This is a genomic window from Actinomadura sp. 6N118 (assembly GCF_044326415.1).
GTDB lineage: Bacteria > Actinomycetota > Actinomycetes > Streptosporangiales > Streptosporangiaceae > Spirillospora.
Window position 1 is genome coordinate 98,343 of sequence record NZ_JBIRAZ010000006.1, and the last position, 20,396, is coordinate 118,738.

Genomic DNA, 20,396 nt, shown 5'->3' on the forward strand with positions numbered 1-20,396 from the left:
GCCGCACCATTGCCGCGCCGCGCCGCGCTGCAATGTGGCTGCGCCGCGCCAAGCTGTCGCCGCGCCGGGCTGTTGTGTAGGGCTGGTCAGCCGACCCGATATTTCTCCGCGTCCGGGCGGCGCAGCTCCAGACCGTGGCCGGGGGCGTCAAGCCGCGGCCTGACTGAGCCGCCAGCCGGGTCCAGCACGCCGTCGAAGAACATCGACTCGATGCGGGTGTGGTCGTGGAACCATTCCAGGTGCCGGATGTTCGGCGTCGCGGCGGCGGCGTGGGCGTGCAGGTGCGGCGCGCAGTGCGCCGAGATCTCCAGCCCGTGGGCGGCCGCGACGGCGGCGACCCGCAACCACTCGGTGATGCCGCCGCATCGGGTGGCGTCCGCCTGGAGGCAGTCCACCGCTCCGGCCTCGCACATGCGACGGAAGTACACCAGGTCGTAGCCGTATTCGCCCGCGGTGACATCGGCGTGGACGTTCTCGCGTACGTGGCGCAGGCCGTCCAGGTCGTCGGACGAGACCGGCTCCTCCAGCCATCGCACATCCAGGTCCGCAGCCCCTGTCATGACGCGGATCGCCTGCTTGCCCGTGTACGCGCCGTTGGCGTCCACGTAAAGCTCCGCCTCGTCGCCGATGATCTCGCGGGCCCGCCGCATGCGCGCCAGATCCCGCCCGGTACGGGTGCCCCACGACTCGCCAATCTTGATCTTGACGCGCGGGATCGCCTGCGCGTCCGTCCACCCCGTGAGCTGCTCGGCCATCCGGGCGTCGTCATAGCTGGTGAAGCCGCCACTCCCGTACACGGGCACGTCGTCGTGGACGGTCCCCAGCAGCCGGTGCAGCGGCAGGCCGAGCAGCCGTGCCTTGAGGTCCCACAGCGCCACGTCCACGGCGGAGATCGCATAGCCGACCGCTCCCGGACGGCCGTCGTTGCGGACCGCCCGTACCATCTCCTCCCACGCCCCCGCGACGTCGAGAGCGGGACGCCCGCACACCAAACCGGAGAGCTTGCCGCTGACCACCGAGGCGCACGCCGCCGATCCGTAGGTCCAGCCCAGCCCGGTCGCCCCGGCGGCACGCACCTCCACCACGATCATCGTGGTGGAGTCCCACGCCAACGTGCCGTCCGCCTCCGGCGCGTCGGTCGGAACGGTGTAGACGCCGGCCTCACACGCGGTGATCAGCGCGTCGGCGCGACCGGTCATCGTCGCGTCGGATCGTCCCGGCGGGGGAGGAACTCCTGCACCTTGGTCTTGACGCCCTCCCGGATGACGCCCCACCGGTCCTCATCACCCTTGATGATCGACTCGGCGGTGGCCTTCACCTGCTCGAACGAGGCGTGAGGCGGGATGGGCGGGACGTCCGGGTCGACGCGTACGTCCAGCAGCGCCGGCCGGTCGGCGTCCAGCGCCGCATCCCAGGCGGGCCCGACCTGCTCGGGCTTCTCCACGGTGATGGCCTTGAAGCCGATGCTCGCGGCGAACGCCGCGTAGTCGCACTCCGGCAGCGTCTGCGACTGCGGGAACTTCGGGGCCCCCTGCATGGCGCGCATCTCCCACGTGACCTGGTTGAGATCGTTGTTGTGCAGGACGGCGACCACGAACCGCGGGTCCAGCCACTGCTCCCAGTAGTGCCTGATCGTGAGGAGCTCTGCCAGGCCGTTCATCTGCATGGCGCCGTCACCCTCGAAGACGACCACCGGCCGGTCGGGGTGGCCGAACTTCGCGCCGATCCCGTACGGCACACCCGGCCCCATGGTCGCCAGCGTGCCGGACAGCGAGCCGCGCATGTCGCCGCGGAAACGCAGGTTGCGCGCGTACCAGTTGGCGGCCGAGCCCGAGTCGGCGGCCAGGATCGTGTTGTCGGGAAGGCGCGCGGAGGCCTCGTGGAACAGCAACATCGGGTTGATCGGGTCGGCCTCGACCATCGCCTCCCTCTCCACGGTCTCCCACCACCGCGCGACGCTCGACTCGATCTTCTCGCGCCAGTCCCGGTCGCTCTTGCGCTTCAGCAGCGGGATGAGCGCGCGCAGTGTGGCGGCGGCGTCGCCGACCAGGTTGACCTCGTACGGGTAGCGCATCCCGATCATCTTGGGATCGATGTCGATCTGTACGGCCCGCGCCTGGTCGAGGCCTGGCATGAACTGGGTGTACGGGAAGCTGGAGCCGACCGTGAGCAGCGTGTCGCACTCGTTCATCATCTCGTAGCTCGGCCGCGTGCCCAGCAGCCCGATGGCGCCGGTCACGTAAGGCAGCTCGTCTGACAGCACGTCCTTGCCGAGCAGCGCCTTGGCGACTCCAGCGCCGAGCAGGTTGGCGACCTGCTCCAACTCGGCGCGCGCGCCGCGCGCCCCTGCACCGGCCAGTATCGCGACCTTCTTGCCGGAGTTGAGGACATCCGCAGCGCGCCGGATCGCCTCGTCGTCGGCGGAGATCGCGGGCCAGTCGATGCCCAGACTGGACGGCACCATCTTGAACGCGTGCCCGGGCGGGGTGTACTCCAGCTCCTGCACGTCCGCCGGGATGATCACGGCGGTGGGCGCCTGCTCGGCCAGTGCGACCCGGATCGCCCGGTCCAGCACGTTGGGCAGCTGCTCGGGCACCGTGACCATCTGCACGTAGTCGCTGGCCACGTCCTTGTAGAGCGACAGCATGTCGATCTCTTGCTGGTACGAGCCGCCCATCGCGCTGCGGTTGGTCTGGCCCACGATCGCCACCACCGGGACATGGTCCAGCTTGGCGTCGTACAGCCCGTTCAGCAGATGGATGCCCCCGGGGCCGGATGTCGCGGCGCACACACCCACGCGACCGGTGAACTTGGCGTAGCCCACCGCCTCGAACGCGCTCATCTCCTCATGCCGGGCCTGCACGAACTGCGGTTCGTCACCGGCCCGGCCCCACGCCGCGAGGAGACCGTTGATGCCGTCCCCGGGATAGCCGAACACCTTCTCGACACCCCATTCGCGCAGCCTCGCCAGCACGTAGTCGCCGACGGTCTTCGACGCCATGAACGGCCTCCTCTCGCCTCTTCGCGGTCGGCCGCCCCCGCGGCGGCCATGGGCCCCACGTACCCGGCGATCCGCACACCTATCGGTGATGGCCCGCCGAATCGGGCAAAGAGGAGTAAATGACTCTGCCCGACGCGGTGCGTCAGCCCTTGCTGCCGGCGGCGACCAGGCTGCGGATGTCGTTGGGCAGGGCGTCGAGGATTTTGTTCATCATGCTGCCGCCGGTGGCCTCGCGCACGACCTCCAGGACGACCCGGATCAGGTATGCGGCCTGCGGGTCGTCCACGCCTGCCCGGGACGCCACTCGGGCGATGAAGTCCTGGCGGTCGAAGCGCTCGCCGCTCCCTGCGCCGCCGTAGACCTCGGTGCGCCTGAGGTGCTCACCGATCTCATGCGGGAGCTGGGCGGCGAGGTTGTCGGCCAGCCCCTCGGGGATGCGCTCACCCAGCGTCTCCAGCGTGGCGCGGCAGGCTCGTTCGGCCTCTCCGTGGCCGGCCAGTTGCGCACGGGCCTGGACCTGTCCGATCAACTCTTCGTGCTGCATGGTGTTCCCCCTCATATGTGTGCCTCGGTACCGCCCTTCCCATGGCATTGCGGACATAACAGGTGATCGCGCGAGCGCACCGCATGACGCGCCTCAGCGCAGCGACGTCGAGGCGAGAAGTTTCGCGAGGGCCAAGACTTCTCGCTGGTGCGCACCGGCAGCCGGTGAGACGCGCAGCACGGGAGTGGGCATGTCACCGCGCACCGGCCGCCCGCCGCGTTCGCCCCAGCCGTGGGTCTGGAACGTCGGCGGGAAGGCGTCCGGCCCGGCGCCCTCGGCCAGACCCGGGACGATGACGAATCCGGAGCCGCGCGGGCCTGCGAGCCACTTGCGCGAGGTACCGACGTACGCGTCGGCGGTCACACCGGCAACCTCGACATGTCCCAGAGACTGGCAGACATCGAGCACCAGCGGCACGCCCGCGTCCCGGCACAGCCGCCCGGCTGCGGGCGCTGGTTGCACAACGCCGCGGTGTGAGGCGATGTGCGGGAAGACCACCAGATCAAGCCCGCTCGACAACGCCGCCGTCAAACCATCCAGGAGAATTCGGGAATCATCGTCGACGGGCAACTCGACCAGAGACCACCCACGCTGCGTCGCGAGGCGCTGCATCATCAGCCGATTGCTGCCGAACTCCGATCTCACCACGCCGACCCGGGCGCCCTCGCGAAGCCGCCACCCGCCCAGCACCGTGGCCATCCCAGCCGTGCCGCTCCCCACGAACCGTGCCGCCGCCCCCACGTAGGCCGCCAGGGCCGCCCGTCCGTCGGAATGGCCTGCGCAGCGGCCTCGTAACCACCCATGGCACGTTCTCGATGCAGATGTTTCACGACGGCCGTCATGACGCGGTCGCCGGGCACATTGCACGCCGCCGCGTTCAAGTAGCCCGGGGGATGCGACGAGCGCGTGTTCCGCCAAGCCTCGCCGATCTCCTCGCCCGGCCACGGGATCGACGGCCCGAACTCGCCCTCTTCGACAGACATCATTTCCTCTTCTGGCGTGTGGTCAACGGCGGGCTTCGAACAGGGCCATCGAGCCGTGGATGGTGAGCCGGTGATGGCTGAAGCGGCGTCCCAGTTCCGTGTCCAGTTCGGTCGCGGTGTCGTCGAGGTTGTGGAAGACCTTGCGGGCGTTGAGCAGGCGTGCGGCCAGGGTGGAGACAGGAGTGTGGTGCACGCCGCGGGTGAGGATGGTGCTTCCGAACACACGCCCCTCGTCGCTCAGGTGGTGCAGTATCCAGTCGAAGATCACGGCCTTTTCCGCGATCGGGCCTGGAACGCAGTGGAGCAGCATGTTGAGCCCGGCCGAGTCGAGGCGTTCGTTGCCGAGTTCCAGTGGTTCCAGGACGTTCCGCAGATGGGTGTCGGGTGTGTAGCGGGCCAGCCGCCGGCCTACAAACCGCACATGTGCGAAACCCCGGTGACTGCTGTCGAGGCAGGTCAACCGGGGTTTTTGCTGATCTTGGAGGGTGCCCCCTGCAGGATTCGAACCTGCGCACACGGCTCCGGAGGCCGTTGCTCTATCCCCTGAGCTAAGGGGGCGTTGCGCTGAGGTCGCTCGGCGCGGAATGAAGGCTACCAGGGTTCGTGGGCTTGCGCGCACCTGGGCGTTCCTCGTGCGTTGCTGTGTGGAGTCGACTAACTTCGAGGCCGTGACCAAGCCACTGGGACGCGTGCTGGTTGTCGACGATGACGAGGTGATCAGGCAGCTCATCGCTGTGAATCTGCAGCTTGAGGGGTTCGAGGTGGCGACGGCGGTGGACGGGCAGGACTGTCTGGAGAAGGTGCGGGACATCCAGCCCGATGTGATCACGTTGGACGTGATGATGCCCCGGTTGGACGGGTGGGTGACGGCGGTGCGGCTGCGGGAGGACCCGGAGACCGAGCACGTGAAGGTCGTCATGATCACCGCGCGGGCGCAGGAACATGATGTGCGGCGGGGGCACGAGATCGGCGTCGACGCCTATGTGACCAAGCCGTTCGACCCCAACCAGCTGATCCAGACGGTGCGCAAGCTGGCTGCGTTGTCCAGATAGTGGTCGGATAGTCTCACGGGCGTGACCCCAGCCGATGTCAGCAGTGCCATCGCGCGTGCCGTCGGCGTGCGCGAGGTGCCGGTGAGCTGCCTGGGAGCGGGAATCTACGGCACTCCCGTGGCTTTGCGGATGGGGCTGGATCCCGAGCGTGTCGCGGAGCGGGTGCGGGGAGAGCCGGGGATCTTGGGTGTTGAGACCTCCAGGGGCTTTCTGACGGTCTCGGTGGGGGTCGCGGAGACCGTTGAGGGTGTTCTGGCCGAGGGTGAAGCGTATGGGCGCGCTGAGGTGCCACGGGGTGGGTGGCCCGACAGGCCTCGGATTTTGGAAAATCCTGGATTCCGGGTGCGTTATGCCTATGCGCGGGCCGCTGCCGTGGGGAGGCGGGCCCGGGATATCGGTTTGCCTGGGGGAGTGGCTGAGGGACTACGGGCCGAGGAGCTTGCGGTGGTGGGTGCTCTCGGTGACCTTCCGGGCCGGGCCGCGCAGGCTGAACGGGAACGTGATGTCGCTGCTGTTGAGAAGTGTCTCGAACGGCTCGCGGACGCTTTTCATGGTGCCTACGAGCGGTGCCCGGCGCTTCCCCAGGGAGACGAGAAACCCGGGGCGGTGCACGCGGCCCGAGTCACTCTGGCGGAAGCGGCGCGCATCGCCCTTGGCAATGGCCTGAACATGATCGGTGAGACCCCTAGAGAGCGGATATGAGCAGAGTTCACCCGGCCGGGCCCCGGCACGCGGACGTGTTGCCCGAAGACCACCCGATGCCTCCGGCGGAGGATTTGAACGCCCTGGACCCGACTGTCTGGCCGCGTGGCGCCAGGCGGGAGGAGGGCGTCCTGGCGGTCGGCGGGATCGATGTACGGGATCTCGCGGCGGAGTACGGGACGCCGTTGTACGTCTACGACGAGGAGGACGTACGGGCGCGGGCGCGGGAGTACGCGGCGGCGTTCCATGACGGCGACGTCCACTATGCGGGCAAGGCGTTCCTCTGCACGGCGGTGGCCAAGTGGCTGAACGAGGAGGGCCTCGGCCTGGACGTGTGCAGCGGGGGAGAGCTCGCCGTGGCCCTGGCCGCGGGCTTCCCGGTGGAAAGGATCACGCTGCACGGCAACAACAAGGCGCCCTGGGAGCTTGAGCGCGCTTTGGAGGCCGGCGTCGGGCGGATCGTCCTTGACTCGTTCGAGGAGATCGCGCGCCTGGGCTTCCTGGCGCGGGAACGCGGCGTACGGCCGAAGGTCATGATCCGCGTGACCACGGGCGTCGAGGCGCACACGCACGAGTTCATCGCGACGGCCCATGATGACCAGAAGTTCGGGTTCTCGAGGAGCTCCGGCGCGGCGCTGGAGGCGGTACGGCGCGTTCTGCAGCTCGAGCAGCTGGAACTGGTGGGCCTGCATTCCCATATCGGGTCGCAGATCTTCGAGACCGACGGCTTCGAGGTCGCAGCCCACCGGCTGGCCGAACTCCTTGTCGCCATCCGGGACGAGCACGGGATCCAACTGCCCGAGCTCGACCTCGGCGGAGGCTACGGCATCGCCTACGTGCCCGGGGACGAGCCGCACGACCCCAAGGCGATGGCGGACGGGCTGCGGGCGATCGTGGCCCGCGAGTGCAAGTCGTACGAGCTGAGCATGCCGCGCCTGACGGTCGAGCCGGGGCGCGCGATCACGGGACCAGGCGGGGTTACCCTGTACGAGGTCGGCACCGTCAAGGACGTCGAGGGCCTGCGGACGTACGTCTCGGTGAACGGCGGGATGAGCGACAACCTGCGTACCGCCCTCTACGGCGCCGAGTACACCTGCGTACTGGCCAGCCGGGCCTCCGATGCGCCCCCCATGCTCAGCAGACTTGTCGGTAAGCACTGCGAAAGCGGCGACATTGTCGTGCGTGACCTGTGGTTGCCCGCAGATCTTGCGCCGGGGGACCTGGTGGCGGTCGCGGCGACCGGTGCGTACTGTCGGTCGATGGCCAGCAACTACAACTACGTCCCCAAGCCCGCTGTGGTGGCGGTCAAGGACGGCACGTCCCGCGTCATCGTCCGCCGCGAGACCGACGATGATCTGCTCAGGCTCGACGCGGAGGCCAACGCCTGACGCCGAGGCCAACGCCTGACGCGGGCGGAGGCCAACGCCTGACGCGGGCGAGGGCTGACGCGGGCGGGCGGAGGCTGACGCGCGGGCGGAGGCTGACGCGGCGGGCGGAGGCTGACGCGGGCTGGCGGAGGCTGACGCGGGCTGGCGGAGGTAGAGGCGGAGGCGAGGACGTGAAGGTGGAGGCGAGCGCGTGAAAGTAGGAGCGCGGGCGCATAGAAGTGGTGGCAGGCGCTGAAAGCAGGAGTTGTGGCAAGCGCTGAAAGCGGAGGCGGACGCGTGAAAGCGGAGGCAGGCGCGTGAAAACGGAGGTAGGACGGTGAAATCCGAACGGGCGCCGAAACCTGGAGAGGCGCTGCGGGTGGCGCTGCTGGGCTGCGGCGTAGTCGGCACCGAGGTCGTACGGCTGCTGAGCGAGCAGGCGGACGACCTCGCGGCGCGTGTCGGCGCCCCGCTGGAGCTGGCCGGGATCGCGGTGCGGCGCCTGGACCGGCAGCGCGAGGGCGTGGACCCGGCGCTGGTCACCACCGACGCGCACACCCTGGTCACCCGGGACGACGTCGACATCGTCATCGAGGTGATCGGCGGGATCGAACCCGCCCGGACGCTCCTCCTCGAGGCCATGAAGGCCGGCAAGTCGGTGATCAGCGCGAACAAGGCGCTGCTGGCCGAGGACGGCGAGACGCTCTTCGCGGCCGCCCGGGAACACGGGGCCGACATCTACTACGAGGCCGCCGTGGCCGGGGCGATCCCGCTGCTCCGGCCGCTGCGCGAGTCGCTGGTCGGCGATCATGTGCACCGCGTGCTCGGCATCGTGAACGGCACCACCAACTACATCCTCGACCAGATGGACACCCATGGGGCGGGCTTCAACGACGCGCTGGAGGATGCCCAGGCGCTCGGGTACGCCGAGGCCGATCCGACGGCCGACGTCGAGGGCTTCGACGCGGCGGCCAAGGCGGCGATCTTGGCGCAGCTGGCGTTCCACACCCGCGTGACCGCCGCCGACGTGCACCGCGAGGGCATCACCGAGGTCACCGCCGCCGACGTGGCCGGCGCCCAGGAGATGGACAGCGTGGTCAAGCTGCTGGCCATCTGCGAACGCGTGCCGGCGGAAGACGGCCGGAACGGGCGCGGCGTCTCCGTACGCGTCCACCCGGCCATGATCCCCCGATCACATCCTCTGGCGAGCGTCCGCGAGGCGTACAACGCGGTGTTCGTCGAGGCCGAGTCGGCCGGCTCGCTCATGTTCTACGGCGCGGGCGCGGGCGGCGCACCCACCGCGTCGGCCGTGCTGGGAGACCTGGTCGCCGTGGCTCGCAACCTGGTCAGCGGTACGTCCGGCCCGGTCGAGGTGACGTACGCGAAGCTGCCCGTTCTCCCCATGGGGGAGACGGTGACGCGCTACTACATCCAGCTCGACGTGGCCGACCGCCCCGGCGTCCTGGCCACGGTCGCCGAGGAGTTCGCACGCCACGGGGTGTCCATCCGTTCCGTACGCCAGGAGGGCCTCGGTGAGGACGCCCAGCTCGTGGTGGTGACCCACCGGGCCTCGGACGCGGCGCTGTCGGCGACGGTCGAGGGCCTCCGCAACCTTGAGATGGTCCGCGAAGTGGCGAGCGTCATGCGCGTCGAAGGCGACGAATAGCCGTCGAAAGCGACGAATAACCCTGAACGAGAAGTCCTGCACCTGAACGAGAAGTCCTGCACCCCTGAACAAGGCGCCCTGCGACCGTGACCGGGACGTGCGGCCGACCGGTAGAATCCGCACAACATCGCAGGTCATCGAGGAGACGACTGTGAACCCGACCGCTCGCCGTGCCTGGCGTGGACTGATCGAGGAGTACCGCGACCGGCTCCCGGTGACGGACCAGACTCCCGTGGTGACCCTACTGGAGGGCGGCACGCCGCTGGTGCCCGCCAACCGGCTGTCCCAGCTCACCGGCTGCGAGGTCTACCTCAAGGTCGAGGGCGCCAACCCCACCGGTTCGTTCAAGGACCGCGGGATGACGATGGCCATCAGCAAGGCCGCCGAGGACGGCGCCAAGGCCGTGATCTGCGCGTCCACCGGCAACACCTCCGCCTCAGCCGCCGCCTACGCCGTACGGGCCGGGATGACCTGTGCGGTGCTCGTGCCGCAGGGCAAGATCGCGATGGGCAAGCTCGCGCAGGCCCTGGTGCACGGCGCGCGGCTGCTGCAGGTGGACGGCAACTTCGACGACTGCCTGGAGCTGGCCCGCAAGCTGTCCGTGGACTACCCGGTGGCGCTGGTCAACTCGGTCAACAAATACCGCCTGCAAGGCCAGAAGACCGCCGCGTTCGAGATCGTCGACGCGCTCGGCGACGCGCCGGACGTGCACTGCCTGCCGGTCGGCAACGCGGGCAACATCTCTGCGTACTGGATGGGTTACAAGGAGTACGCGGCCGACGACGTGTCGTCTCGTACGCCGCGAATGCTGGGCTTCCAGGCCAGCGGCGCCGCCCCGTTCGTCAAGGGCGAGCCGGTGCTCAAGCCGCAGACCATCGCCACCGCCATCCGCATCGGCAACCCGGCCTCCTGGGACCTGGCGATCGCCGCGCGCGACGAGTCCGGCGGCGCCATCGACTCGGTCACCGACCGGCAGATCCTGCGTGCCTACCGGATGCTGGCCTCCGAAGAGGGCGTGTTCGTGGAGCCGGCCTCCGCCGCGAGCGTGGCCGGTCTGCTCCAGGCCCACGAGCAGGGAGTCGTGCAGTCCGGCTCCAAGGTCGTCTGCACGGTGACCGGTAACGGCCTCAAGGACCCCGATTGGGCGATCTCCGGCGCGCCCGCCCCGACCACGGTCAAGGTGGACGCGCACGCCGCCGCCTCCGCCCTGGGCCTCACATGAGCCCAGCGCACGCCGAGCAGGACCCCCAGGACCCTCAGGACCCTCAGCACGAACCCCCGAACGCCGCACACACACCCCAGAACGCCCAGCACGAACCCCTGACCGCCCAGCAGGAGCCCCTGAACGACGCGCACGCCCCCTCTGGGGGCGGCTGGCCTACGGAACCAGTGATCGTCCAGGCTCCGGCCACCAGCGCCAATCTGGGGCCGGGATTCGACACGCTGGGGCTCGCACTCACCCTGTACGACGACGTCGAGGTCGCGGTGACCGATGGCGGCCTGTCCATCGAGGTCGAGGGCGAGGGTACCGAGGTCGCCGACCGCGGCGAGCGTCATCTGATCATCAAGGTGCTGCGGCGCGCGTTCGACCTCATCGACCAGTTGGCCGGGTCCGGCCTCGACCGCCCCGCACTTGGACAACCGCCCGGACAGCCGCCCGCGCAACCGCTCGGGCAGCCGCCCGGGCTCCGGCTGCGATGTACGAACCGCATCCCGCACAGCCGTGGCCTGGGCTCTTCCTCGGCGGCGATCGTCGCCGGGATCACCGCGGCCCGTGCCCTGCACCCGTACGGAAAACTCCTCGACGACGAGGGTGCGCTGCGGCTCGCCACCGAGATCGAGGGGCACCCGGACAACGTCGCACCTTGTCTCGTCGGCGGGCTGACCATTGCCTGGACCACCCAGACGGGGCCCAGGCTCGTACGGCTCGACCTGGATCGCCAGGTCGTGGCCTTCGTACCGGACCAGCGTCTCGCCACCGAGCAGGCACGTGGGCTGCTGCCAGGGGCCGTGCCCCACAAGGACGCGGCCGCCAACGCGGGCCGGGCCGCGCTCCTGATCGCGGCGCTGACAAGGGACCTGCCGCAGGACATACTGCTGGATGCGACCGAAGACCGGCTGCACCAGGACTACCGGGCGCCCGCCATGCCCGAATCCGCTGCGCTGGTCGCCCGCCTGCGCGCGAACGGGGTGCCGGCGGTGGTTTCCGGGGCAGGTCCTACTGTCCTGGCCTTCACAAGCGCATCACAAGTTGATTCGATAGGCGCGGAAGTGGGTAATGGGTGGCACATACACCCGCTGAACGTTGCCCCCCACGGCGCCTGCGTTCGGCTCGACGGTGCGTAGGTCCGTCCTTGAGATGTCCCGCGTGAGCGGGGGTTGGTGGAGTGCTCCGGCCAGGTGCAATGATCCAGCTAGGTAAAATGCGAAGACATCGACCTCTGGGGAATAGCAGTGTGCCCTGGTGATGTTAGGCTGAATGCCGCACCAGATGCCCCGTTCGGGGCTGTGTGCTCGTCAGCCACGCGTCGCCTGTTCGACCCTTCGGTCGTGTCGGTCCCGCGTACTAGGCTCCCCGACACCGTGACATCCCGTTGTCAGGCACTCCAGCGAAACTTCGGACGTAGCGGTACGGGGGACACGCACGAGCGAACCGTCCCGACCACCATCTGGCTGTGCCCAGAAAACGCAGATCGCGGCACCATCGTGATCAGCGGAGCCCGACTCGGCGCCCCCGCCGGGCCGCATCACCGGGTTGCTTGGCCGACCGCCGGCCTACGCCCGCTCCCTGGGAAGGACCCTTAGTGAGCGAATCCAGCGAACTCCTTACGGACGCATCCAGCACGGCACCAGCCGCCGAGGCCACGGAGGCCGGTGGCGCGCAGGCTGCCACCCCCCGGCGCCGCCGGACCGGCACCGGCCTGTCGGCCATGGTGCTGCCCGAGCTCAAGGCGCTCGCGTCCAGCCTCGGCATCACCGGTACGACCGGGATGCGCAAGAGCCAGCTCATCGCAGCCATCCAGGAGAAGCAGGGTGGCGCGGGGCAGGGCTCGGCCGGGGGCGAGCAGGGAGCCGCTGCCACCGTCAAGGCCGAGCGCCCGCGCCGCACCCGTACGGCTGCGGCCAAGCGGGAGCCCGCCGAAGACCAGGTGACCATCGCCGACGCCGCACCGGCCGTCGAGAAGGACGCCGCACCTGCCGTCGAGAAGCCCGTCAAGGCCGACAAGACGGACAAGACGGACAAGGTCGAGAAGGCCGAGAAGGCAGGCAAGGGCGCCACCGACAAGGCGACCGACCGGCCCGAGCGCGGCGAGCGGCAGTCCGACCGTGGTGAGCGGGGCGAACGCGGCGGCAAGTCCGACGGAGCTGGCGAAGACGGCGAGGTCCAGGGCGGCCGCGACGGCGGTGGCCGGGACGGCGGTGGCCGTCAGCGCAGCCGCAACGGCCGTGAGCGCGGCGAACGTGGCGAGCGCGGCGAGGGCCGTGGTGAGCGCGGTGAGCGTGGCGAGCGCGGCGAGGGCCGTGGTGACCGCGGTGAGCGCGGCGAGCGTGGCGAGGGCCGTGGCGAGCGCGGTGACCGTGGCGAGCGTGGTGAGCGCGGTGACCGTGGCGACCAGCAGGGTGGCCGTCAGCGCGGCCAGGGTGGTCAGGGCGGCGGCCAGGGTGGCGGCCAGTCCGACGACGACGGCGAGGGCGGCGGCAGGGGCCGGCGCGGGCGCCGGTTCCGCGAGCGCAACCGCGGCCGCGGCCAGGGCCGGGACCGTTACGAGGAGCCGGTGATCAGTGAGGACGACGTCCTCATCCCGGTGGCGGGCATCCTCGACATCCTCGACAACTACGCGTTCGTCCGCACCACGGGCTACCTGCCCGGTCCGAACGACGTGTACGTCTCGCTGGCCCAGGTCCGCAAGAACGGCCTGCGCAAGGGCGACGTGATCACCGGCGCGGTCCGTCAGGCCCGCGAAGGCGAGCGGCGCGAGAAGTTCAACGCGCTCGTCCGCCTCGACACCGTGAACGGCATGGAGCCCGATCAGGCCAAGGGCCGCGTCGAGTTCTCCAAGCTGACTCCGCTGTACCCGCAGGAGCGGCTGCGGCTGGAGTCCGACGCGGGCATCCTGACCACGCGGATCGTCGACCTCGTGTCGCCGATCGGCAAGGGCCAGCGCGGCCTGATCGTGTCGCCGCCCAAGGCCGGCAAGACGATGGTGCTCCAGTCGATCGCCAACGCGATCACCAAGAACAACCCCGAGTGCCACCTGATGGTCGTCCTGGTCGACGAGCGTCCGGAAGAGGTCACCGACATGCAGCGGACGGTGAAGGGCGAGGTCATCCACTCGACCTTCGACCGTCCGGCAGAGGACCACACCACGGTCGCCGAGCTGGCCATCGAACGTGCCAAGCGCCTGGTGGAGCTGGGCCACGACGTCGTCGTGCTGCTCGACTCGATCACCCGGCTCGGACGCGCGTACAACCTGGCGGCACCGGCGTCCGGACGCATCCTGTCCGGTGGTGTCGACTCCACCGCGCTCTACCCGCCCAAGCGGTTCTTCGGCGCGGCCCGCAACATCGAGAACGGCGGCTCGCTGACCATCCTCGCCACCGCGCTGGTGGAGACCGGGTCCCGCATGGACGAGGTCATCTTCGAGGAGTTCAAGGGCACCGGCAACATGGAGCTCAAGCTCAACCGAAGTCTTGCCGACAAGCGGATCTTCCCGGCCGTGGACGTGGACGCCTCCAGCACCCGCAAGGAGGAGATCCTCATGGCGCCGGAGGAGCTGCGCGTCGTCTGGCAGCTGCGCCGGGTCCTGCACGCCCTCGACACCCAGCAGGCGCTGGAGCTCCTTCTCGAAAAGATGAAGGAGACCAAGTCCAACGCCGAGTTCCTCCTCCAGGTCCAAAAGACCACCGTCTCCGACGACCGCTGACGCACCACGTGATGCGGCGCCCCGGGAGTCCCACTCCCGGGGCGCCGCCGCATCTCCACCCCCTAGCCCCGATCTTCTTGGGCGCCGTTCGGGCGTGACGGCGTCGGCGCGCCACTCATTGTTGATCGGTGGCCTCAGGTTGCACGCGAGTGCGCTACCTGAGCCGGAGCGAGCGCTAGCGAAGCTTCGCGCGAAGATCGCGAAGCGATGTCGCACTCCCTCCCGCTACACCCCCCACCCAGCCTCCCTTTCAGCGGACAAGCTTCGCTTGGCTGCCGCTTTTGCGGTTTGGGTCCGAGCCGCCAGGCAAGGGCCCAAGGCCGTAAAAGCAGTTAGTAGGGCTAGCCCTACCTCGGGTCGGCGGTGGGCCGGATGGTTGGCGGGAGGTGGCTGGACCAGGCTGGGATCGTACGGTGGACTCGGCATGGGAGGGACGATGTGGGCGAGCTGAAGAGTGCCATCTCGGGTGGCGGGGTGACCGCCGCGCGTGAGCGGAACGTGGCGGCCGGGTCGTGGCGGCCGCTGGCGATGGTCCGGTCGTCGCTGTCCTGGCGTTCGGCGATCTACCTGGCGGTGAGCCTGACGTTCGGACTGAGCTGGTTCATCGTGCTCACTGTGGGCACGGCGCTCTCGCTCGGCCTGCTGATCATCTGGGTGGGCGTCCCGCTGGGGCTGCTGCTGATGATCGCTTGGCGTGGCGGGGCGATGCTGGAACGGCTGCTGGCCAAGGCCGCGTTCGGTGTCGACATCCCGACCCCCTACCGGCAGATGCCGAAGGGCGGGAATCCGCTGCGGAAGCTGCGGGTGCTGGCCGCCGACCCCGCGACCTGGAAGGACTTCGCCTACCTGGCGTTGCTGTTCCCGATCTCGCTGGCCGAGTTCGTGGTGTCGATGGTGGTGTGGGCGGCCACCGCGACGTTCCTCTTCCTGCCGGTCTGGGTCCTGGTCGACGGGGGCGTGGAGATCAACTTCGGGGTCTGGGCCTACTGGGCGGGCAATCCGGTGACCGCGCTGCCGTGGTCGGTCGTGGGCTTCGGGCTCATGCTGCTGGCGTTGTACGTGACGCGGGTGATCGCCATCGGGCACGCGTTCTACGCGCGCTTGCTGCTCGGCCCGAGCCGTTCCCAGGTCGAGAACCGGGAGCTGCGGGCGCGCACCGAGCACCTCCAGGCCAGCCGGGCCAGGGGCGTGGACGCGGTGGAGGCGGAACGGCGCCGGATCGAGCGCGATCTGCACGATGGGGCCCAGCAGCGGCTGCTGGCCGTGGCCATGGACATCGGGCGCGCGCGGGCCAAGCTGGTAGATGATCCTGACGGCGCACGGACGCTGATCGAGCAGGCGCACGCGGGCACCAAGGAGGCCATCTCGGAACTGCGCGACCTCGCACGCGGCATCTACCCGGCGATCCTCACCGATCGGGGCCTGGATCCAGCGCTGTCAGGGCTGGCGGGCCGCGCTCCGGTGCCCGTCGAAGTGGACGTCGACCTGCCGGAACGCCCGCCCGCGGCGGTGGAGAGCATCGCGTACTTCATCGTGGCCGAGTCGCTGGCCAACATCGCCAAGTACGCCCGGGCCACGCGCGCCTCCGTACGGGTCGTGCAGGAGGAGGGCTGGGTCGTCGTCGAGGTGATCGACAACGGGGTGGGCGGCGCGGTCGCCCAGCCCGACGGCGGGCTGGCCGGTCTGGCCGACCGCGCGGCCACCATCGACGGGATGCTCATCGTGGACAGTCCGCCCGGCGGGCCCACGATCATCCGTGCCGACCTCCCCTGCACCTGGTAGCCCGCAGAGTGGTCAAGTCTCGTCCGGCAGGCGGAGGACCGCAGGCCGGACGAGCCCGATAATGGTGGAATGCGGGTGGTGATCGCCGAAGACTCGGTGCTGTTGCGCGAAGGGCTCGTCCGGCTGCTCGGTGACGCCGGGATCGAGACGGTGGCCACGGTGGGCGACGGGCCGGGCCTGCTCGGCATCGTCAAGGAGCACAATCCGGACCTGGCGATCGTGGACGTACGGATGCCGCCGTCGTTCACCGACGAGGGGCTCCGGGCGGCGCTGGCGGTGCGGGAGAACCGGCCCGGCACGCCGATCCTGGTCCTCTCGCAGTACGTGGAGGAACGGTACGCCACCGATCTCATCGGCGGCGGCACCGAGGGCGTCGGCTACCTGCTCAAGGAACGTGTCTCCGACATCGAGGAGTTCATCGACGCCGTCCGGCGGATCGCCGAGGGCGGCACGGTGATCGACCCCGAGGTGATCGGCCAGCTGCTGGGGCGGCGCCGGGCCGGAGATCCCCTGGCGTCGCTGACGCCGCGCGAACGCGAGGTGCTGGGCCTCATGGCCGAGGGCCGCTCGAACGCCGCCATCGCCCGGCGTCTGGTCGTCTCGGACGGGGCCGTGGAAAAGCACATCTCCAACATCTTCGCCAAGCTGACCCTCCCGCCCACCGGGGATGATCACCGCCGTGTGATGGCCGTCCTGGCCTACCTGAAGGCAGGCTGACGCTAACCTGAGGGCTGCTGACGCCTACCTGAAGGCGGGCTGACCTCGCGGCCCCCGAGGTCGTGGATCTACCCGGGCAAGATCGGGAATGCCCGATGACCTCGGCACGTTCGGGTATCTGGCACACTTGGAGTGCAACCGCTGCGGTACCGGTTCACGCTTCCCACACCTCCCACGTGTCATCGTGCGAGCCCGGGGCGCCCGGCGACCGCCAAACGGCGAGGAGAAAACCCATGAAGCCCGACATTCACCCGACCTACGTCGTCACGACCGTGACGTGTACGTGCGGCAACACCTTCGAGACCCGCAGCACCGCCGACAACGGCGTGATCCACGCCGACGTGTGCTCGAACTGCCACCCGTTCTACACGGGCAAGCAGAAGATCCTCGACACCGGTGGCCGCGTGGCCCGCTTCGAGCAGCGCTTCGGCAAGGGCAAGAAGGCCGACAGCAAGTAAGACCTCCGCTTTGCAGCGTTCGAGGCCGGCCCGGGGACCGAGGTCTCCGGGCCGCTCGAAGTTGACGAAGCGGCCGCCGCAGCGGCGGCCGGAGCCGCACCGCGGACACCGGAGCAGGGAAAAGACGTGAATCTCGACGATCTGATCAGCGAATACGCCGACATTGAGGGCAGGCTCTCCGACTCGGCCGTGCATGCCGACCAGGCCCTGGCGCGCCGACTGGGCAAGCGCTATGCCGAGTTGCGGCCGATCGTCGAGACGTACCGCGAGCTGGGCACCACCGAGGACGACCTGGCGACCGCGCGCGAGCTGGCCGGTGAGGACGAGACGTTCGCCGCCGAGGCCACCGAGCTGGAGAAGCGCCGCGAGGATCTCGAAGAACGGCTGCGCCACCTGCTGATCCCGCGTGATCCGTCCGATGACAAGGACGTGATCCTGGAGATCAAGGCGGGCGAGGGCGGCGAGGAGTCGGCGCTCTTCGCCGGCGATCTGCTGCGCATGTACCTGCGGTACGCCGAACGTGTCGGCTGGAAGACCGAGGTCATCGACGCGCACCTTTCCGACCTGGGCGGATACAAGGACGTCACCGTCGCCGTCAAGGCGAAGGCCTCCCAGGAGGAGGGGGTCTGGACGCGCCTCAAGTACGAGGGCGGCGTGCACCGCGTCCAGCGCGTGCCCGCCACCGAGTCGCAGGGCCGCATCCACACGAGCGCCGTCGGCGTCCTCGTCACCCCCGAGGCCGAGGAGGTCGACGTCCAGGTCGACCCCAACGACCTGCGCATCGACGTCTACCGGTCGTCCGGCCCGGGTGGCCAGAGCGTCAACACCACCGACTCGGCGGTCCGCATCACCCACGTGCCCAGCGGCGTGGTCGTCTCGTGCCAGAACGAGAAGAGCCAGCTCCAAAACAAGGAGCAGGCGCTGCGCATCCTGAGGTCCCGCCTGCTGGCGATGGCGCAGGAGGAGGCCGAGGCCGCCGCCTCCGCCGAGCGCAAGAGCCAGGTCCGCACGGTCGACCGCTCCGAGCGCGTGCGCACCTACAACTACCCCGAAAACCGGATCTCCGACCACCGGGTGGGCTACAAGGCGTACAACCTCGACCAGGTCCTCGACGGTGACCTTCACAACGTGACGCAGTCGCTGGTGGACGCTGACATGGAACGACGCCTGGCGGAGGCCCAGCAGTCGTCATGAACCTGCTGCTCGACGAGATCGCCCGGGCCACCGCGCGGCTGGCCGACGCCGGGGCCGCGTCTCCCCGTGCCGACGCCGAGGAGCTGGCTGCCGCCGTGCACGGCGTCAAGCGGGCGGAGCTGCACACCGTCTGCGACGGCGCGTTCGATGCCCGCTTCTGGGAGTACGTGGCGCGCCGGGAGGCCGGCGAGCCCCTCCAGCACATCACCGGGCGCGCCTTCTTCCGCTACCTGGAGCTCAAGGTAGGACCGGGCGTCTTCGTGCCCCGCCCCGAGACCGAGGTCATGGTCGGCTGGGCCCTTGACACCCTGCGCGACATGGACGTCCAGGATCCCCTGGTCGTCGACCTCGGTACGGGCTCGGCGGCGATCGCACTCTCCATCGCTCAGGAGTCTCCTCGCGCCCGTGTGCACGCGGTCGAGAAGGACCCGACCGCGTTCGTGCACGCCACCCGCAACATCGAGGACCTGGACGAACGAGGCCAGGTCCGCCTCCGCCTCGACGACTTCGGGGCCGCGTTGAACGAGCTGAACGGCACCGTCGACCTCGTTGTCAGCAATCCCCCGTACATCCCCATGAGCGAGTGGGAGTACGTGCCACGCGACGTCCGTGACCACGACCCCGCCGACGCGCTCTGGGGCGGCGGTGACGACGGCCTGGACGCCATCCGCGTGGTCGAGCAGACCGCCCGGCGACTCCTCCGTCCCGGCGGTTACGTCGCTGTCGAGCACAGCGACCTGCAGGGCAACGCCGTCTACTGGGTGTTCGCCGAAGAGCACGGCTGGCGCGACGTCCGCAACCGCCGCGACCTGACCAACCGGGACCGCTTCGTCACGGCCCGGCTGGGGACGGACTGATCCGTGGAAGGATGGCCATCGTGAGCCGACGTTATGACTGCTCCGAGCCGATGGAGCGCACCCGCGGGATCGCCGAGTCCGTCTCTGCCGTACGGCGTGGCGAGCTCATCGTGCTCCCCACGGACACCGTCTACGGCGTTGGTGCGGACGCCTTCACCCCGCCCGCCGTCACCGCCCTCCTGGACGCCAAGGGCCGTGGCCGGGAGATGCCGCCGCCCGTCCTCGTGGGCTCCGTACGCGCCGCGACCGCGCTCATCGAGGACCTCGGCACGTACGGCCAGGACCTGATCGACGAGTTCTGGCCCGGCGCGCTCACCCTCGTCTGCCGGGCCAACCAGAACCTCCTCTGGGACCTCGGCGAGACCAAGGGCACCGTCGCCGTCCGCATGCCCATGCACGAGCTCGCCGTCGAGCTCCTTAAGGAGACCGGCCCGCTCGCGGTCAGCAGCGCCAACGCCACCGGCAAGCCCGCCGCCCGCACGGTCGACGAGGCCGAGGAGATGCTCGGCGATACGGTCTCGGTCTACCTCGACGCGGGTCCCTCCGGCCACGCCGAGGCTTCTACGATCGTCGACCTGACAGGCTCCATCCCGCGACTCCTGCGCGCCGGCGCCATCCCCGAGGACAAAATCCGTTCCGTCGTAGGCGTCCTCCTCACCGACGAGGACGAAGACGAAGACCTCACGGCAGAGACGCCCGAAGAGGAGCCCGAGAAGCCGTCCCTGACCAAGGAGGAGCCCGAGAAGCCGTCCTTCACCAAGGACGAGCCCGCTCCCGCCGAGGAGCCCGGCCTTTCCCTCCGCAAGGACGACAACGCCTCCTGAGGCGGCTTTCCCTTCCTCTGACCTAGCCGTGGACGACCATCCTCGGTCATGTTGACCTGCGCTGGAGACGAGGGCTGATTGCATCCCTGCTCAGGGAGTTAGATGCGTGCGACGACGTATGAATCGCGCGCACGATCAGTGAGAAGTGCTCGCTGTGTCCCCGTGGCCAGCGGGTAGCAACCGATAGCGCCGTTATGGGTCGCTGGGCAATAGCGTCATGGGAGTGTCCATATGATCAATGGAAACGAAATGCCAGCGGACCTGGGCTAGCATTTAGGGGAGAACTCGTTGCGTGACAGGCGTTTTGTGCGGTGCGAAGGTGGG

18 protein-coding genes and 1 tRNA gene are annotated in these 20,396 nt (G+C 69.4%); 13 read left to right on the top strand and 6 right to left on the bottom strand.

What is annotated here, in order from left to right:
- Positions 1-86: 86 nt before the first annotated feature.
- The 6 genes from ACH34W_RS16745 to ACH34W_RS16770 all read right to left on the bottom strand — a co-directional run bounded on the left by ACH34W_RS16745 (position 87) and on the right by ACH34W_RS16770 (position 5,086).
- Positions 87-1,199, bottom strand: coding sequence for an enolase C-terminal domain-like protein (locus ACH34W_RS16745; protein ID WP_395961806.1), 1,113 nt, complete (start codon positions 1,197-1,199; stop codon positions 87-89).
- On the bottom strand, positions 1,196-3,001 hold the full coding sequence (locus ACH34W_RS16750; protein ID WP_395961807.1) for a thiamine pyrophosphate-requiring protein: 1,806 nt from the start codon (positions 2,999-3,001) through the stop codon (positions 1,196-1,198). The genes ACH34W_RS16745 and ACH34W_RS16750 overlap by 4 nt, the downstream gene beginning before the upstream one ends.
- 142 nt (positions 3,002-3,143) lie before the next feature.
- Positions 3,144-3,545 (bottom strand): DUF2267 domain-containing protein, encoded by a 402-nt coding sequence (locus ACH34W_RS16755; protein ID WP_395961808.1) that lies wholly within the window; start codon positions 3,543-3,545, stop codon positions 3,144-3,146.
- A gap of 93 nt (positions 3,546-3,638) precedes the next feature.
- Positions 3,639-4,490, bottom strand: a complete 852-nt coding sequence (locus ACH34W_RS16760; RefSeq protein ID WP_395961809.1) for an aminotransferase class V-fold PLP-dependent enzyme — start codon at positions 4,488-4,490, stop codon at positions 3,639-3,641.
- 60 nt (positions 4,491-4,550) lie between these two features.
- Complete coding sequence (locus ACH34W_RS16765; RefSeq protein WP_395961810.1) at positions 4,551-4,949, bottom strand: hypothetical protein; 399 nt, start codon at positions 4,947-4,949, stop codon at positions 4,551-4,553.
- 65 nt (positions 4,950-5,014) lie between these two features.
- Positions 5,015-5,086, bottom strand: a tRNA-Arg gene (locus tag ACH34W_RS16770).
- A 131-nt stretch (positions 5,087-5,217) separates the two neighbouring features.
- On the opposite strand from ACH34W_RS16770, the gene ACH34W_RS16775 reads away from it, so the two are divergent.
- The 13 genes from ACH34W_RS16775 to ACH34W_RS16835 all read left to right on the top strand — a co-directional run bounded on the left by ACH34W_RS16775 (position 5,218) and on the right by ACH34W_RS16835 (position 20,072).
- Entirely contained in the window at positions 5,218-5,580 is a 363-nt protein-coding gene (locus ACH34W_RS16775) for a response regulator transcription factor (RefSeq protein ID WP_151564351.1), read from the top strand.
- Between the two features lie 129 nt (positions 5,581-5,709).
- Complete coding sequence (locus ACH34W_RS16780; protein WP_395962229.1) at positions 5,710-6,282, top strand: DALR anticodon-binding domain-containing protein; 573 nt, start codon at positions 5,710-5,712, stop codon at positions 6,280-6,282.
- Positions 6,279-7,670 (top strand): diaminopimelate decarboxylase, encoded by a 1,392-nt coding sequence (gene lysA, locus ACH34W_RS16785; protein ID WP_395961811.1) that lies wholly within the window; start codon positions 6,279-6,281, stop codon positions 7,668-7,670. The genes ACH34W_RS16780 and lysA overlap by 4 nt, the downstream gene beginning before the upstream one ends.
- Before the next feature lie 358 nt (positions 7,671-8,028).
- On the top strand, positions 8,029-9,315 hold the full coding sequence (locus ACH34W_RS16790; RefSeq protein WP_395962230.1) for a homoserine dehydrogenase: 1,287 nt from the start codon (positions 8,029-8,031) through the stop codon (positions 9,313-9,315).
- A 151-nt stretch (positions 9,316-9,466) separates the two neighbouring features.
- Positions 9,467-10,537, top strand: a complete 1,071-nt coding sequence (gene thrC / locus ACH34W_RS16795; RefSeq protein ID WP_395961812.1) for a threonine synthase — start codon at positions 9,467-9,469, stop codon at positions 10,535-10,537.
- Positions 10,534-11,661, top strand: coding sequence for a homoserine kinase (locus tag ACH34W_RS16800; RefSeq protein WP_395961813.1), 1,128 nt, complete (start codon positions 10,534-10,536; stop codon positions 11,659-11,661). Before thrC ends, ACH34W_RS16800 begins: the two co-directional genes overlap by 4 nt.
- Positions 11,662-12,119: 458 nt before the next feature.
- Entirely contained in the window at positions 12,120-14,240 is a 2,121-nt protein-coding gene (gene rho / locus ACH34W_RS16805; protein ID WP_395961814.1) for a transcription termination factor Rho, read from the top strand.
- Positions 14,241-14,678: 438 nt separating this feature from the next.
- The gene (locus tag ACH34W_RS16810; RefSeq protein WP_395961815.1) at positions 14,679-16,022 is read left to right on the top strand and encodes a sensor histidine kinase; all 1,344 of its coding nucleotides are present in this window, start codon (positions 14,679-14,681) and stop codon (positions 16,020-16,022) included.
- A gap of 69 nt (positions 16,023-16,091) precedes the next feature.
- Positions 16,092-16,739: a response regulator gene (locus ACH34W_RS16815; RefSeq protein WP_395961816.1), complete on the top strand. Its 648-nt coding sequence runs from the start codon at positions 16,092-16,094 to the stop codon at positions 16,737-16,739.
- 233 nt (positions 16,740-16,972) lie between these two features.
- Positions 16,973-17,197, top strand: a complete 225-nt coding sequence (rpmE, locus tag ACH34W_RS16820; protein ID WP_395961817.1) for a 50S ribosomal protein L31 — start codon at positions 16,973-16,975, stop codon at positions 17,195-17,197.
- A gap of 126 nt (positions 17,198-17,323) precedes the next feature.
- Positions 17,324-18,391: a peptide chain release factor 1 gene (gene prfA / locus ACH34W_RS16825; RefSeq protein WP_395961818.1), complete on the top strand. Its 1,068-nt coding sequence runs from the start codon at positions 17,324-17,326 to the stop codon at positions 18,389-18,391.
- The gene (gene prmC / locus ACH34W_RS16830) at positions 18,388-19,248 is read left to right on the top strand and encodes a peptide chain release factor N(5)-glutamine methyltransferase (protein ID WP_395961819.1); all 861 of its coding nucleotides are present in this window, start codon (positions 18,388-18,390) and stop codon (positions 19,246-19,248) included. The genes prfA and prmC overlap by 4 nt, the downstream gene beginning before the upstream one ends.
- Before the next feature lie 20 nt (positions 19,249-19,268).
- Positions 19,269-20,072: an L-threonylcarbamoyladenylate synthase gene (locus tag ACH34W_RS16835; RefSeq protein WP_395961820.1), complete on the top strand. Its 804-nt coding sequence runs from the start codon at positions 19,269-19,271 to the stop codon at positions 20,070-20,072.
- Positions 20,073-20,396 lie beyond the last annotated feature (324 nt).

Coding starts and splice junctions, on each gene's coding strand:
- prmC (WP_395961819.1), top strand. CDS start 18,388: ATGAACCTGCTGCTCGACGAGATCGCCCGGGCCACCGCGCGGCTGGCC.
- lysA (WP_395961811.1), top strand. CDS start 6,279: ATGAGCAGAGTTCACCCGGCCGGGCCCCGGCACGCGGACGTGTTGCCC.
- ACH34W_RS16750 (WP_395961807.1), bottom strand. CDS start 3,001: ATGGCGTCGAAGACCGTCGGCGACTACGTGCTGGCGAGGCTGCGCGAA.
- ACH34W_RS16755 (WP_395961808.1), bottom strand. CDS start 3,545: ATGCAGCACGAAGAGTTGATCGGACAGGTCCAGGCCCGTGCGCAACTG.
- ACH34W_RS16780 (WP_395962229.1), top strand. CDS start 5,710: ATGGGGCTGGATCCCGAGCGTGTCGCGGAGCGGGTGCGGGGAGAGCCG.
- rpmE (WP_395961817.1), top strand. CDS start 16,973: ATGAAGCCCGACATTCACCCGACCTACGTCGTCACGACCGTGACGTGT.
- ACH34W_RS16815 (WP_395961816.1), top strand. CDS start 16,092: ATGCGGGTGGTGATCGCCGAAGACTCGGTGCTGTTGCGCGAAGGGCTC.
- ACH34W_RS16800 (WP_395961813.1), top strand. CDS start 10,534: ATGAGCCCAGCGCACGCCGAGCAGGACCCCCAGGACCCTCAGGACCCT.
- ACH34W_RS16745 (WP_395961806.1), bottom strand. CDS start 1,199: ATGACCGGTCGCGCCGACGCGCTGATCACCGCGTGTGAGGCCGGCGTC.